This window comes from Snodgrassella alvi, from assembly GCF_002777425.1.
Lineage (GTDB): Bacteria > Pseudomonadota > Gammaproteobacteria > Burkholderiales > Neisseriaceae > Snodgrassella > Snodgrassella alvi_B.
Genome location: NZ_MDVC01000006.1, coordinates 1 through 12,494 on the forward strand (window position 1 = coordinate 1; position 12,494 = coordinate 12,494).

A 12,494-nucleotide genomic window follows, 5' to 3' on the forward strand; every position below is an offset into this window, starting at 1 on the left:
AACCAGTTATAACACCGAAAGGCCTCATGAAGCATTAAATAATATGACGCCGATTGAGTATAAAACCCTAAGACAAGCAGTATTATTTTCTACTTGAAGCTTGTACTAAGTTTGGGGTATTTACATCAAGCCGCGATCTCTGTCAAAGAACTTTGCCGTAAATATATGGCATTGCCAATTCTATTTTTTATAAATGGCGGGAAAATATGGTGGTATGGGAACATCCGATATCAAACGCATACAAGAGCTGGAGGCTGAAAACCGCAAGCTTAAGCAGATCTCGGGAGTTAGAAAAAAGTCATCCTGTTACTATTGCAATGAGCTGTTGGCTCAAGCCACTGTGCTTACTATTATCAACTTAAGTTACAGGATGATTCAGTGATTATGTTGGTACTACGTGTTATCACAGACAGGCATTTACGCCTGGGCTTTCCCAAATGTTTTAATCGCATCGGAAAGCTCGGATATAAATGGACTCATAAACGTGTGTATCGAGTGTATTGCTAATAAAAGCTTAATTTCAGAGGAAAACGTAAACAACGTTTTCCTCCACGAAGCCCAGAAAAGATAGTGTTTTAAGTATCAACAAGAAATTTACACATACTGGATAAAATTGCAGAATAACAACAATTTAAAAATTGCTAATGACATCGCATGTTTAACATTTATTTGCGTAATATGCTCAATTCGTCTTATAAACCGTATATGCATAAATCGCAAGCTTACGTATAAGCGCCATAATAATAATTTTGGACGTCTTGCCACTATTTTGCAGCCCTAGATACAAAATTAGGATATAGATTTTAGAATAAGCCAATATCGCAGGCATATACAATGCAGTCCTATATTCAGACTTGCCAACTTTCGATATGTGCCTCCTACCTTTCAATGGCTTACCAGATTCCATCTTGCGAGGATTCAGGCCAAGATAGACTCCAAATTGATTCGCAGACTCAAACATATCAGTAGAAGTCAAAACTGACAACAAAACTACAGTGGAATTAAAGATAATACATTGAATTATCTACAATAGCTATGCTTATGGCTTAAATCTGCATTACTTTCAAAAAATACTTTTAATATTTTCCATTTTTCCAATAACTGAACATCAAAATGCGTTATCAGTACCTAATCCATGAGCAGAATACACAGTTTGTTCTGGTGCAAAAAAAAGCTACAAGCAGTATGTAGCTTTTGAATATTCGGAACAAGCCAAATTTTAGCCGGTGTGCAGTGTATATCACGTTTTAAAGTGAAATAAGATTTAAATTAACTTAGCTCAGAAGTACAGTTCGGGCAGCGCTTGGCTTCTAGCGGAATTTCGGTACAGCATTGTGGGCACTGTTTAGTCGTGGTTTTAGGCGGGGGATTTTTATGCAGCTTATTAATTGCTTTAACAACCATAAAAATGGCGAAGCCTACAATAATCAGGCTGATAACGGTATTAATAAATAAGCCAATATTCAGGGTTACCGCTCCGGCAGCCTGTGCGGCACCAAGCGTTTCATAAGGGCCGGGCGATTTTGAACCATCGCGCAAAGTAAAAAACAGATTAGAAAAATCCACTCCGCCAATCAGTAAACCTATCGGTGGCATAATCACATTGTCTACCAGTGATTTCACCATATTGGTAAAAGCCGTACCCACTACCATACCGACAGCCAGATCGATTACATTGCCACGTAATAAAAAAGCTTTAAACTGTTCAAAAAACTTCATGCCTGTCTCCATGGTTGGAATAAAATGAAATAATTGGTTTCATGTTAGCGCGATTATGCAAGTAGGTAAGCCTGAGCAGGGTTATGCAATGTAAAAATAATAAAAGCTGCCTGAACGGGAATGCAGGCAGCTTTGAATAAAGTGTTGTGAATCAGCTATTACGCGTGCTAACCAAATCTTCTGGTACACCCAGAGCATTAATGTTGTAGCCACCATCAACATAGGTGATTTCACCGGTGATGCCAGAAGCCAGATCGGATAACAGAAAAGCAGCAGTATTACCCACTTCTTCAATGGTGATATTGCGGCGAATCGGATTTTGTGCTGAAACATGCGTCAGCAGGCGGCTGAAATTGGCAATGCCGGAGGCGGCCAGTGTTTTAATCGGGCCGGCTGAAATACCATTACAGCGAATACCTTCCGCTCCCAGACAGGCCGCAGTAAAGCGGATACCGGCTTCCAGTGAAGCCTTGGCCATACCCATCACATTGTAATTGGGAATAGCACGTACAGCACCCAGATAGGTAAGTGCCAGAATAGAGCTGTTATGGCCACTCATTAACGGCCGTGCAGCTTTAGCCAGTGCAGGCAGACTATAGGCTGATACTTCGTGAGCAGTCATAAATGCTTCACGGGTAATGCTGTCCAGAAAATCTCCGTTTAAAGCTTCTTTTGGTGCAAAAGCAATGGCGTGTACCAGTCCGTCCAGTTGTGACCAGCTTTGGCTCAAATCAGCAAATAACTGATTGATTTCTTCATCGCTTTGTACATCGCAGCGATACACCAGTTCGGAACCAAGTCCGGCCGCCATTTTACGTACTCGGTCTTCCAGTTTGTCTACTACATAGGTAAAAGCCAGTTCTGCACCCTGTTCATGGCAGGCTTTGGCTATACCATAGGCGATAGAGCGTTCAGAAATCATACCAGTGATGAGGATTTTTTTGCCTTGCAAAAAGCCCATAATTATTATCCTTGAACGTGATTTGTGTTTAGCTTAAAGGCCGCATTATAACTAATATTTACTTTTGCGCGTAATGCTTGTGTAGAGTAGAAACTTTAAAACCGAGCAGTTGACGTATAATCAACTGCCCGGTTTTCTGACAAATAAAACAATCAGCTACTTAATCCTGAGAGATAATGGTCGGCATCAAGTGCTGCCTGACAGCCTGATGCGGCGCTGGTAATAGCCTGACGGTAGACGTGGTCTTTAACGTCACCAGCGGCGAATACGCCTGGGATATTGGTAGCGCCTACATTGCCTTCATTTCCTCCTTTAGTAATAAGATAGCCGGTAGCATCCATATCCAGCTGTCCTCTGAAAATCTGGGTATTCGGCTGATGGCCAATGGCAATAAATATGCCGGTTACAGTAACAAGTTCACTTTCATTTTCAGCGTAATTGATACGTACAGCATTGACACCAGTGTCATCACCGAGAATTTCATCTACTGTAGCGTTGAGCTTGAGAATAATTTTGCCTTCTTTTACCCGTTCCAGCAGTTTATCCATCATGATTTTTTCGGCGCGGAAACTTTCACGTCGGTGAATAACGGTAACAGTACGCGCGATATTGGCCAGATATAGAGCTTCCTCGATGGCGGTATTACCCCCGCCAACTACGGCTACATCCTGATCTTTATAGAAGAAACCATCACAGGTAGCGCAGGCTGATACCCCTCGACCCGCAAAAGCTTCTTCGCTGGGTAAGCCCAGATATTTGGCTGAAGCACCTGTGGCAATGATTAGTGCGTCGCAGCTATAGCTCCCCATATCACCAGTGAGGGTGAACGGACGATGCTGTAAATCTACCTGATTGATGTGATCGAAAATCATGTTTGTGCCAAAGCGTTCAGCATGTGCCAGAAAACGCTGCATCAGTTCAGGTCCCTGTACACCATTGACATCAGCCGGCCAGTTATCTACTTCAGTTGTTGTCATTAATTGACCACCCTGTGCCATGCCGGTAATTAGAGTAGGCTTTAAGCCGGCACGGGCAGCATAAACGGCAGCGGTATATCCTGCTGGCCCGGAACCGAGAATAATTAAGCGGCTGTGTGTGAGTTCGGTCATGACAATTCCTTATTATTGTAGCAATGTTGTGATGAATAAATGGTAGTAACTGTACCACAATACCCATCGGGGATTAAATTTTGTGCCACTGATGTGACAGGGCTATGGTTTGCCTGCGGCACAGCAGGGAAGTAAATCTTTAATGGTGATTTTCAGCAATGCCATCCAGATGGTATTGCTTGCCACAATAAGGACACTCAATGCTGCTGTTGGACTGAATTGGTAAAAACACTCGTGGATGGCCGTTCCAGTTTCCGTTTTCTGAGCCGGTGCATATCAGAGGTAAATCATGTGGGGTAATAGTGGCAACAGACTGGGCAGTACTACTCATCATATTTTCCTTGGTTCAGCTAAAAAGCAATCATATAAAACAGGTCTGATTACGATAAATACACTGTTAATCAGACCTGTTGTCAGGTGGTTAGCCAATATAGGTTAACCAGGATTCATACTTGGCATTTTTGCCATGAACAATTTCAAAATAACGTTGCTGAATCTCTGTGGTTAACGGCCCACGGACACCACAGCCAATAACACGGCCATCTACTTCACGGATTGGTGTTACTTCAGCAGCAGTACCAGTGAAGAATGCTTCATCAGCACAATAAACTTCGTCACGGGTGATGCGTTTTTCAGAAACAGTTAACTGCATATCCGCGGCAATTGCCATCACAGTACGCCGGGTAATTCCGTCCAGAGCCGCATCTAGTGCAGGGGTATAGAGTTTGCCATCATTCACAATAAAAATGTTTTCACCCGAACCTTCGGCAACAAAACCATTTGAATCCAGCATGATGGCTTCATCGTAGCCATTACGTGTTGCTTCGGTATTGGCCATGATGGAATTCATGTAATTGCCATTGGCTTTGGCTTTAATCATGGTGATATTTGGGTGATGGCGGGTAAACGAGCTGATTTGCACGCGAATACCACGCTGCATGCCTTCTTCACCCAGATAAGCGCCCCAGGGCCAGGCAGCAACAATTACCTCCACATCATCCTGATCTGGTGCCACACCCAGCTTGTTCGAGCCATAAAAGGCCATTGGGCGGAAATAGCATGAAGCCAGTTTGTTGGCTTTAACCACTTCAATATGCGCCTGATTAATTTGTTCCTGCGAAAACGGCAGGTGCATACCGGTAATTTTGGCTGAATTGAACAGGCGTTTAGTGTGATCGTGCAAACGAAAGATGGCTGTTCCATGCTGAGCTTCGTAAGCACGTACACCTTCAAAAACCCCCATGCCATAATGTAATGTGTGCGTTAATACGTGGGTTTGGGCATTTCTCCAGTCAACAAGATTACCATTAAACCAGATAAAACCGTCGCGATCGGCCATAGACATAATAAAACTTCTCCAAAATTAAGACATTAAGCTGCGTAGCCGGAACCCTGTCTTGCAATGGATAGGGCAAGGCAGTGTTGATGACTTGGGCAGTACAGAAAAAATAATGGTAAAAGCAGCCTGTGGTCTTAGCTTTAGCCATGGTTGCCGTTACTTTATGTAAACGTAAATATTATACACTGCCTATTTTACTTGCCAATGCTGAAAACACGGTCAGCTTTTGCTAAAAAGCAGCGAAATCGTTTAAACTGTGCTGCTTCTTGGATAAACTGGCTGGTATCTGGCATATAATTGTTTTTTCAGAAAACGATGCATTACAGGGTGGATAGGCATGAAGATTATTTATACATTAATAAAAATAGTGGTGGTGCTGGCATTTTTATTACTGGCTGTTAGCAACACACAATTGATTGCATTTAATTATCTGCCCGGGCAGATGGTGAATTTACCGTTAATTGTGCTCTTGCTGATATTCTTTATTATCGGTGCTGTTTTTGGCGTTTTTGCCATGTTTGGCCGTTTGTTGCGCCTGCGCAGTCAGGTTAATCAGTTGCAGAACCAACTTAATAGACAAGCTAAAGCGGCCAGCCAGACTGTACATGCTGAAAATGTTGTGACAGTTAAACCGGCAGAATCCAGTAATATCAAATAGAGTAGAAGAAAGTAAGCAGTTAGTATGGATAATAATGATTTCTGGATGTGGCTGGCGCCGATTATTCTGCTACCGGTATTTTTTGCCATGGGCTGGTTTGCTGCACGTGTGGACATGCGTACAGTGCTGAAGCAGGCGAAAGCCATTCCGGAAGGATTTTATAAAAGTCTGGATGCTCTGGTTGAACGTAAAAGCGCAGTGGCCGTACGGGAACTGGCAGAAGTGGTGGATCAGCAAAATGATGCCCGCCAAAGTACTTATGAACTACATCTAACTTTGGGCAAGCTGTATCGCCAGCGTGGTGAAAACGATAAAGCCATTACCTTGCACCAGAGGTTGCTGGAGTTGCCAGAAACCATTGCAGAACGTCGTGATACGCTAATGTTTGAGCTTGGTCAGGACTATCAGGCAGCAGGTCTGGTTGACCGTGCAGAACAGATACTGGTTGGTTTACTTAATGGCAGTAAAGCCAGACAGGCACGGCAGATACTGTTGAATATTTACCAGCAGGATCGCGATTGGGAGAAAGCCATTAAGCTGGCTGAGGAACTCAGCACCGGCGATCAGACTTACCAGTTTGAAATTGCCCAGTTTTACTGTGAACTGGCACAATTGGCACTGTATCAGTCTGAATACAACAAAGCGCGCGAATATATTTTTCAGGCATTGGCCGTAAACCGCAAATGCAGCCGTGCCAATATGATTCTGGGCGATGTAGAGCTGAAACAGCAGAATTATCAGGCTGCAATAGATGCTTATAGCGCTATAGAGAAACAGAATTATGAATATCTGAGTCTGGTAGGTGAGCGCTTGTACGATGCCTATGATGGTTTACAGAAAGCGGCTGACGGAATTGAGGTATTAATTGGTTTTGCGCAGACTTTCCCACAGCTTGATCTGTCTGGCGTGATTTATGAAAAATCCCTGCCTGTCTTTGGTGAAGACAGAGCCAGAGAAATTGTTATTGATCTGGTACGGCGCAGACCCACTCTTACTGGAACTTATCGTTTACTCGGGGTATTGCAGACCAATATTAATCCGAAGTGGAAAGTTGATGTCGACATGATGCGCTCGGTAGTGGGTATGCAGATGCAGAAATCTGTCATGTACCGCTGCCGCCACTGCCATTTTAAATCACAGGTTTATTTCTGGCACTGTCCGGCCTGCAATAAATGGGAAACATTTACCCCTAACCGTATCGATGTTTAGCCTCCTGATAAGCTTTTAAACAAATAAGCACCCTTAGCTGTGCATAGCCATCAATAAGTGAAATTAACTACTCAAATTGAAATTAGAATTTTGGAGAATTTGAGTAGTTGTGTTTTGTATTTAATTGTTAAACTTGAAGAATATGAATCCATTAATGCTTGATAACACCCTGATTAATCAGCCAGCAAAACCTGTGATTGTTGCGCTGGATTTTGCCAGTGCAGAAACAACACTGGATTTTGTGCGCCAGCTAGACCCTAATTTGTGTCAGCTTAAAATCGGCAAGGAGCTGTTTACCGCTACCGGACGCTATCTGGTTGAACAACTGGTATTACAGGGCTATCGGATTTTTCTGGATTTAAAATACCATGATATTCCCAATACTGTTGCTTCTGCCTGTAAGGTGGCTGCTGATATGGGGGTATGGATGGTGGACATGCATGCTTCCGGAGGGCGCAGAATGATGGAAGCGGCCGCAGAAGCAGTAAGTAATTGTAGCCAGCCACCATTATTGATTGCGGTAACAGTTTTAACCAGCATGACTCAGGCAGAACTGGCTGAAACTGGCATAAACACCCCCATAGACGAAGTGGTATTACGTCTGGCAGAACTTACCCGGCAATCAGGACTGGATGGTGTGGTATGCTCTGCGCAGGAAGCTTCTTTATTGCGCCAGCAACTGGGAGAAGAATTTTTACTGGTTACGCCCGGCATCCGCCTGCACAACACAATTGAAGATGACCAGCGCCGTATTATGACACCTAAAGCTGCTCTAGCCGCAGGTAGCAGCTATCTGGTAATGGGGCGGCCAATTACTCAAAGTGAAAACCCCGCCGAGATATTGCAACAAGTCAATAATGGCCTGATTTAGGTCGGGATACATCAACGTAAAAATGCCTGCAATCAGTATACGCTAGCAGGCATTTTATATATTAATATATTAACTAAAACTAATTAACCAGTTAGCTGTTTGCTAATCAGTTTTTTCACTGGTGGCAAGTTATTACTGATGCGTAATACCAATGATCGCATCAGGCGGGCGGGCGGGCTGTCATTGGTAAATAAAGATACCATTGCATTTGTTCCATGATACAGTACACGAGTATGTGGCATATGCTGTCTCTGGTACTGTGCCAGTAAGCTTTGACTACCGATATCTTTGCCTTTACGTACGGCTTCATTAATCAGCTTGGCTAATATGCTCACACCACTCAATCCCAGATTAAAACCGTGTGCAGTTACCGGATGCATGCCGACAGCAACGTCACCAATCAAGGCACTACGCTGAGCATAAAATGCATTGGCGTGAACACCGACTAGTGGATAATGATGAACGGTGCTAACCAGATGCATCTCACCAAGTTTGCCCTTTAGCTGTCTGGTAATATCTACTGCAAGCTGCGCAGGAGACATGGCTAGTATTGTGCCTGCGTGTTCATTATTAATCGTTATTACACAGTTAGTGAGGTTTTCTTCCAGAGGCAGTAGAGCAAGGGTGCGGCCATAATGAAAACATTCCAGAGCAGTATGCTGATTACTCAAGGTATGGCGCATACGGAAAACAATAACAGTACGCCCGAAATCATGAATCTGGGCAGAAATACCTAACTGACGGCGTGTATTGGAAAAACGACTGTCAGCGGCAATCAGCAGCTTTCCGCTGAGAATCTGACCATTATCCAGAGTGGCTTCAATCCGATTGGCCGCTTCATTTTTCACATTAATAATGCTGTGCCCGGCAATGAAACAGACATTGTTAAATGGTTGTACTGCTTCATAGGCAGCACGCCGGATATGATGATTACTGATAAGAAAGCCCAGTGAGCTGGCGGGTTTGCCTCGTGCCATAGTCGGCTGTTCGAAATGTAGCTGATAATTGGAGTAGCCGTTGATTACTTTGGCATCACGCAAGGGATAAATCTCATCGGCTGGAACTTTGTCCCACATATCCAGTTGTTGCATCAATTCCTTGGAATAATGTGTCAGAGCGATTTCCCTGCCATCAAAAGGTGGTTGTGCCAGCGTAGCCAGTTCCTGTTTTTCTACCACGGTAATTGATAGTCCTGAGGGAGCCAGTGCACGTGCCAGACTCAAGCCGGCAGGACCGGCGCCAACAATAATGACATCAGTTTCTTTGCCTGAGCATGGAGACACATTGTTTGCCGTCATAAAATCTATTCCTGAATAAATATATCCAATACTGCGTTAGGATAACTGAAAATCGGCATGAATCCTATCTTCATCGGTCAGAAAGTTAATAAATGTCAAGCTTAGCGCACAGTTTGCGGCTCTGTTAAAATCATGGAAATGGTATTTATATGTGGATGGTTACACACATGGCTAAAAACTCATTTCAGGATCAATTGCAGCAACTGGGTAAACAGGCCAAAGCCAGACGTCTGGCCACAGAACAGCAGCAGGCCAAAGCAGCACAAAAGCGCCAGACAGATATTAGTTTTACAGAAGTAATGGGTAAAGATGTCATTCCATTAAAAGCAAGAAATCAGTTTCAGCACCCACGCGACAATACTCCGATTAAATTACGCCCGCGGCAGGAAGAAACGCTGGACAGTGCCAGCTATTTTTACATCGGTGAAAATCAGCACGATGCAGCACCGATGGTATTCAGTAAAAATGGCCGTGGTAAGGCTGATATCCAGCGTTTACAGGCTAAACACTGGCCGATTGTGGCTTATGTTGATTTACATGGCTACCGCCAGGAAGAAGCACAGCAGGTGCTAAATGAATTTATTGATTATATTCAACAATATGGCGTGGTTGGTGAGATAGTCCATGGCAGTGGACTGGGTTCCAGAGACTTTCAGCCGGTTTTAAAAACACTGGTACGGCGCTGGCTGATGGCTCATCCGGAGGTACTGGCCTATGCACAGCCCAATGAGCGCAATGATGGTGCTGTCTATGTACTGGTTAAAAAGAAACACCGTACAAAGGAGTGGGAATAATTTATTCTTAAATTAACAGTATTAAAATATTAAAGCTTAAGGCAAAATAAACAAAATATTAGGTTGAGCAAAGCAGATGTTCATGTGCAAAAATTGATAAAGCACAAACAGTAATAGCTAATTCTGGCAATAAACCAAACAGCTTATTTTGAATCAGTATGAAAATCTGTATTAGCTTTTCTTTAAACCAGTCAGAGCGATATTATGCGTAGTAGTGTGGCCAAATGGTTGCAGCATATAAGGCAAAAAATGCCTACTCAGGCATCATTGTTTGCTTCACCATGGTTTAAACCTTTTGCTCGCTGGTTTAATCACCCGTATTTCTGGCAGCTAAACCGTGAGCGTGCAGCTTCGGCTGTGGCAGTAGGGATGTTTTGCGGGCTGATGCCCGGGCCAACGCAAATGCTCACCGCTTTGCTTGTTGCTTATGTTGTGCGCACACATTTACCACTGGCATTGCTCACTACGTTGTATACCAACCCACTAACTTATATACCTTTATATTATTGTGCCTATCAGATTGGAGCTGGATTAATGGATGGCCAGTGGGGGCAGGAAATGCCTGCCTTGCCTGATTTTACTGTGGGTCATTTAGGAGCAGAGCTGTGGCAGTGGCTAACCCAGTTTGGTAAGCCCTTGCTTTTGGGTGTGCCGGTGCTGGGCACGATACTGGCTATTGTAGGTTATATTCTGGTTTGGAATGGCTGGCAATGGTTTACCAGCAGGCATACCAACACCAGCGGTCAGAAATAATATTATGCAACGCCCCTTAACATGCAACGAGTTGTATCTAATTAGAAAAGTTCTGGGTAATGCCGCTGACTGGTCACAGGTGCAGATTGTCAGCGGTGCATGGTGGCTGCTGCATCCGCATGCAGCCATTACCTGTGGTAACAGTATTGTTTTTCCAGCAGCCTACTATGTAGATGATTTTACGCAGGCCAGTTTGAGCCGACAGGCGTGGCTGATTCATGAATTAATGCATGTATGGCAAAGTCAGCATGGTTTTCCAATTATATTTGCTGGTGTCTGTCTGGCATTGAAAGCGGGCTATTATCAGGCACGTGCCTACCGTTATCCACCTTTAAGTGCCATCAAAAGCCTTGGGCAGTTGAATATGGAGCAGCAGGCACAGCTAGTACAGGATTATTTTCTGGCACTGGCCGGAGATAAGCGTCACCAACCCTTTCTGCTGTATTTTCGCCGTCTGCTTAAGCCGCTAATCCAACAGCCTGATAATCGTCGTTTACTGCCACATTACTAAACATCCGGCTATACAGGCCAACCATCTTGGGTTATCCGGTTAAGCTGTTATAATCGGCGTTTGATTTTCTTGCCGGAGTGATTCATGTGTGTATTTGAAGCAGCAGGGAATTTTAATTAAATTGATGCAATGTATTGTTATAAATAAATAAAATAAAAAATACCATTAAATCTATTCCGCAATTTTTAAACCTGTTCCGCAATTTCATCACCCTTATGTTCAAAGGGTACTATAGGAAGAGTGCGCCTAATATAGACTTTTTTGGTTATGTTTACACTGGCGTGCCCCAATAATTTACTCGCTTCCTCTTCGCTAGATACAAGCGATTTATCTGTCGCAGATTTAGCGCGTAAATCTCTGAATTGAATCTGCGCCAATTCCTCAGCATGTTCTGGGTGGTTTTGAATAGCAAGGCTACGCGCAATGTCAAAACGATACTGTAGGTTGTCCGTTGTCATTTTCCGTTTACGGTTGTTTAAAAATAAAAAGCCACCATGAGGGGCGCGGCGCGTAATAATGTCCTGTAATCTTTTTGTAACAACGAATCTAAGGGCATTGCTTGTTTTGTTTTGCTTGATGGTAAGTACCCCTTTTTGAATATGATCGGTGTGGATTTTGGCTGTGTCACAAGGACGCTGCCCAAGCATCATCGCTATCTCCATCGCATCACGCAAATCTTGGCCACCATATTTATACAGGATGCTATAGATATAATCTTCAACATATACATCCCTCGGCTGTTCTTTATTTCGTTTGATATCTTTTGAGGGTGATTCTTTTGATGTATACCCCCAATGGGCAGGGCGGCAATATGTCCATATATGATTAAATAAGGCTATTTCCCTGTTGGCGGCAACCGGAGCCTTGTGACGCCATTTAAAATATTCCCGTATATGGCCTGCATCAATATCTTCTAGGAGTACCGGATTATCACCACCAAAAAATAGTTTTAATCTTTTGGTGTGATAAATATTGTTTCGTTGTGTTTTGGGTGCTTTTTTAGGAATGACTTCCAATATGTATCGTTGCAATGCCTGCACAAAAGTGATCTGGTGAGCTTTATCAAGCTTCTGTAGTGACAACTCCGACCATTTTTGGCAGGCTTTCACATAATCATTACCTAGCGGTATTTCTTTACGCGGCTTGCCACCAGTATCGAAGTAATACCATGTCACTATGCCGTTGCGTGTTTTGCGTTTACGTGCACGCATACCTGTTGGTAGATTTAAATTAACTGTTGCCTTACGACCCATATAGCCCCCAGTAAAAAGA

General features: G+C 43.5%; 14 protein-coding genes. 6 read left to right on the forward strand and 8 right to left on the reverse strand.

Annotation, left to right across the window (positions count from 1 at the left end):
* Positions 1 to 682: 682 nt before the first annotated feature.
* The 6 genes from BGI33_RS14055 to BGI33_RS02150 form a co-directional block, all read right to left on the reverse strand.
* Positions 683 to 988 (reverse strand): transposase, encoded by a 306-nt coding sequence (locus BGI33_RS14055; protein ID WP_373884298.1) that lies wholly within the window; start codon positions 986 to 988, stop codon positions 683 to 685.
* 281 nt (positions 989 to 1,269) lie between these two features.
* Positions 1,270 to 1,719: a large conductance mechanosensitive channel protein MscL gene (gene mscL, locus BGI33_RS02130; protein WP_100089749.1), complete on the reverse strand. Its 450-nt coding sequence runs from the start codon at positions 1,717 to 1,719 to the stop codon at positions 1,270 to 1,272.
* 151 nt (positions 1,720 to 1,870) lie between these two features.
* Positions 1,871 to 2,680 carry an enoyl-ACP reductase FabI gene (gene fabI, locus BGI33_RS02135; protein WP_100089750.1) on the reverse strand — a complete coding sequence of 270 codons (810 nt, stop codon included), beginning with the start codon at positions 2,678 to 2,680 and terminating at the stop codon, positions 1,871 to 1,873.
* Between the two features lie 152 nt (positions 2,681 to 2,832).
* Positions 2,833 to 3,789: a thioredoxin-disulfide reductase gene (gene trxB, locus BGI33_RS02140; protein WP_100089751.1), complete on the reverse strand. Its 957-nt coding sequence runs from the start codon at positions 3,787 to 3,789 to the stop codon at positions 2,833 to 2,835.
* Between the two features lie 139 nt (positions 3,790 to 3,928).
* Positions 3,929 to 4,120 carry a zinc-finger domain-containing protein gene (locus BGI33_RS02145; RefSeq protein ID WP_100089752.1) on the reverse strand — a complete coding sequence of 64 codons (192 nt, stop codon included), beginning with the start codon at positions 4,118 to 4,120 and terminating at the stop codon, positions 3,929 to 3,931.
* Positions 4,121 to 4,210: 90 nt separating this feature from the next.
* Entirely contained in the window at positions 4,211 to 5,134 is a 924-nt protein-coding gene (locus BGI33_RS02150) for a branched-chain amino acid transaminase (protein WP_100089753.1), read from the reverse strand.
* A gap of 331 nt (positions 5,135 to 5,465) precedes the next feature.
* Between BGI33_RS02150 and BGI33_RS02155 the strand changes: the two genes are divergently transcribed.
* The 3 genes from BGI33_RS02155 to pyrF all read left to right on the forward strand — a co-directional run bounded on the left by BGI33_RS02155 (position 5,466) and on the right by pyrF (position 7,866).
* Positions 5,466 to 5,786: a LapA family protein gene (locus BGI33_RS02155; RefSeq protein WP_100089754.1), complete on the forward strand. Its 321-nt coding sequence runs from the start codon at positions 5,466 to 5,468 to the stop codon at positions 5,784 to 5,786.
* Between the two features lie 24 nt (positions 5,787 to 5,810).
* Positions 5,811 to 6,995, forward strand: a complete 1,185-nt coding sequence (lapB, locus tag BGI33_RS02160) for a lipopolysaccharide assembly protein LapB (protein ID WP_100089755.1) — start codon at positions 5,811 to 5,813, stop codon at positions 6,993 to 6,995.
* Between the two features lie 142 nt (positions 6,996 to 7,137).
* Complete coding sequence (gene pyrF / locus BGI33_RS02165; RefSeq protein WP_100089756.1) at positions 7,138 to 7,866, forward strand: orotidine-5'-phosphate decarboxylase; 729 nt, start codon at positions 7,138 to 7,140, stop codon at positions 7,864 to 7,866.
* An 83-nt stretch (positions 7,867 to 7,949) separates the two neighbouring features.
* Here pyrF and ubiM read toward each other — a convergent pair whose 3' ends face one another.
* Positions 7,950 to 9,164: a 5-demethoxyubiquinol-8 5-hydroxylase UbiM gene (ubiM, locus tag BGI33_RS02170; protein WP_100089757.1), complete on the reverse strand. Its 1,215-nt coding sequence runs from the start codon at positions 9,162 to 9,164 to the stop codon at positions 7,950 to 7,952.
* 167 nt (positions 9,165 to 9,331) lie between these two features.
* Between ubiM and BGI33_RS02175 the strand changes: the two genes are divergently transcribed.
* The 3 genes from BGI33_RS02175 to BGI33_RS02185 all read left to right on the forward strand — a co-directional run bounded on the left by BGI33_RS02175 (position 9,332) and on the right by BGI33_RS02185 (position 11,222).
* Positions 9,332 to 9,958, forward strand: coding sequence for a Smr/MutS family protein (locus tag BGI33_RS02175; RefSeq protein WP_100089791.1), 627 nt, complete (start codon positions 9,332 to 9,334; stop codon positions 9,956 to 9,958).
* A gap of 249 nt (positions 9,959 to 10,207) precedes the next feature.
* Positions 10,208 to 10,711, forward strand: coding sequence for a DUF2062 domain-containing protein (locus tag BGI33_RS02180; protein ID WP_257378920.1), 504 nt, complete (start codon positions 10,208 to 10,210; stop codon positions 10,709 to 10,711).
* A 4-nt stretch (positions 10,712 to 10,715) separates the two neighbouring features.
* Positions 10,716 to 11,222 carry a DUF4157 domain-containing protein gene (locus BGI33_RS02185; protein WP_100089759.1) on the forward strand — a complete coding sequence of 169 codons (507 nt, stop codon included), beginning with the start codon at positions 10,716 to 10,718 and terminating at the stop codon, positions 11,220 to 11,222.
* A gap of 185 nt (positions 11,223 to 11,407) precedes the next feature.
* Here the strand turns inward: BGI33_RS02185 and BGI33_RS02190 are convergent, their stop codons facing one another.
* Positions 11,408 to 12,475, reverse strand: a complete 1,068-nt coding sequence (locus BGI33_RS02190; protein ID WP_100089760.1) for a tyrosine-type recombinase/integrase — start codon at positions 12,473 to 12,475, stop codon at positions 11,408 to 11,410.
* Positions 12,476 to 12,494 lie beyond the last annotated feature (19 nt).

Excerpts from the sequence above, each read along its gene's own strand:
- BGI33_RS02180 (WP_257378920.1), top strand. The coding sequence starts at position 10,208 with ATGCCTACTCAGGCATCATTGTTTGCTTCACCATGGTTTAAACCTTTT.
- trxB (WP_100089751.1), bottom strand. The coding sequence starts at position 3,789 with ATGACCGAACTCACACACAGCCGCTTAATTATTCTCGGTTCCGGGCCA.
- BGI33_RS02150 (WP_100089753.1), bottom strand. The coding sequence starts at position 5,134 with ATGTCTATGGCCGATCGCGACGGTTTTATCTGGTTTAATGGTAATCTT.
- mscL (WP_100089749.1), bottom strand. The coding sequence starts at position 1,719 with ATGAAGTTTTTTGAACAGTTTAAAGCTTTTTTATTACGTGGCAATGTA.
- BGI33_RS02185 (WP_100089759.1), top strand. The coding sequence starts at position 10,716 with ATGCAACGCCCCTTAACATGCAACGAGTTGTATCTAATTAGAAAAGTT.
- pyrF (WP_100089756.1), top strand. The coding sequence starts at position 7,138 with ATGAATCCATTAATGCTTGATAACACCCTGATTAATCAGCCAGCAAAA.
- BGI33_RS02175 (WP_100089791.1), top strand. The coding sequence starts at position 9,332 with ATGGCTAAAAACTCATTTCAGGATCAATTGCAGCAACTGGGTAAACAG.
- BGI33_RS02145 (WP_100089752.1), bottom strand. The coding sequence starts at position 4,120 with ATGAGTAGTACTGCCCAGTCTGTTGCCACTATTACCCCACATGATTTA.
- BGI33_RS02155 (WP_100089754.1), top strand. The coding sequence starts at position 5,466 with ATGAAGATTATTTATACATTAATAAAAATAGTGGTGGTGCTGGCATTT.
- fabI (WP_100089750.1), bottom strand. The coding sequence starts at position 2,680 with ATGGGCTTTTTGCAAGGCAAAAAAATCCTCATCACTGGTATGATTTCT.
- BGI33_RS02190 (WP_100089760.1), bottom strand. The coding sequence starts at position 12,475 with ATGGGTCGTAAGGCAACAGTTAATTTAAATCTACCAACAGGTATGCGT.
- lapB (WP_100089755.1), top strand. The coding sequence starts at position 5,811 with ATGGATAATAATGATTTCTGGATGTGGCTGGCGCCGATTATTCTGCTA.
- ubiM (WP_100089757.1), bottom strand. The coding sequence starts at position 9,164 with ATGACGGCAAACAATGTGTCTCCATGCTCAGGCAAAGAAACTGATGTC.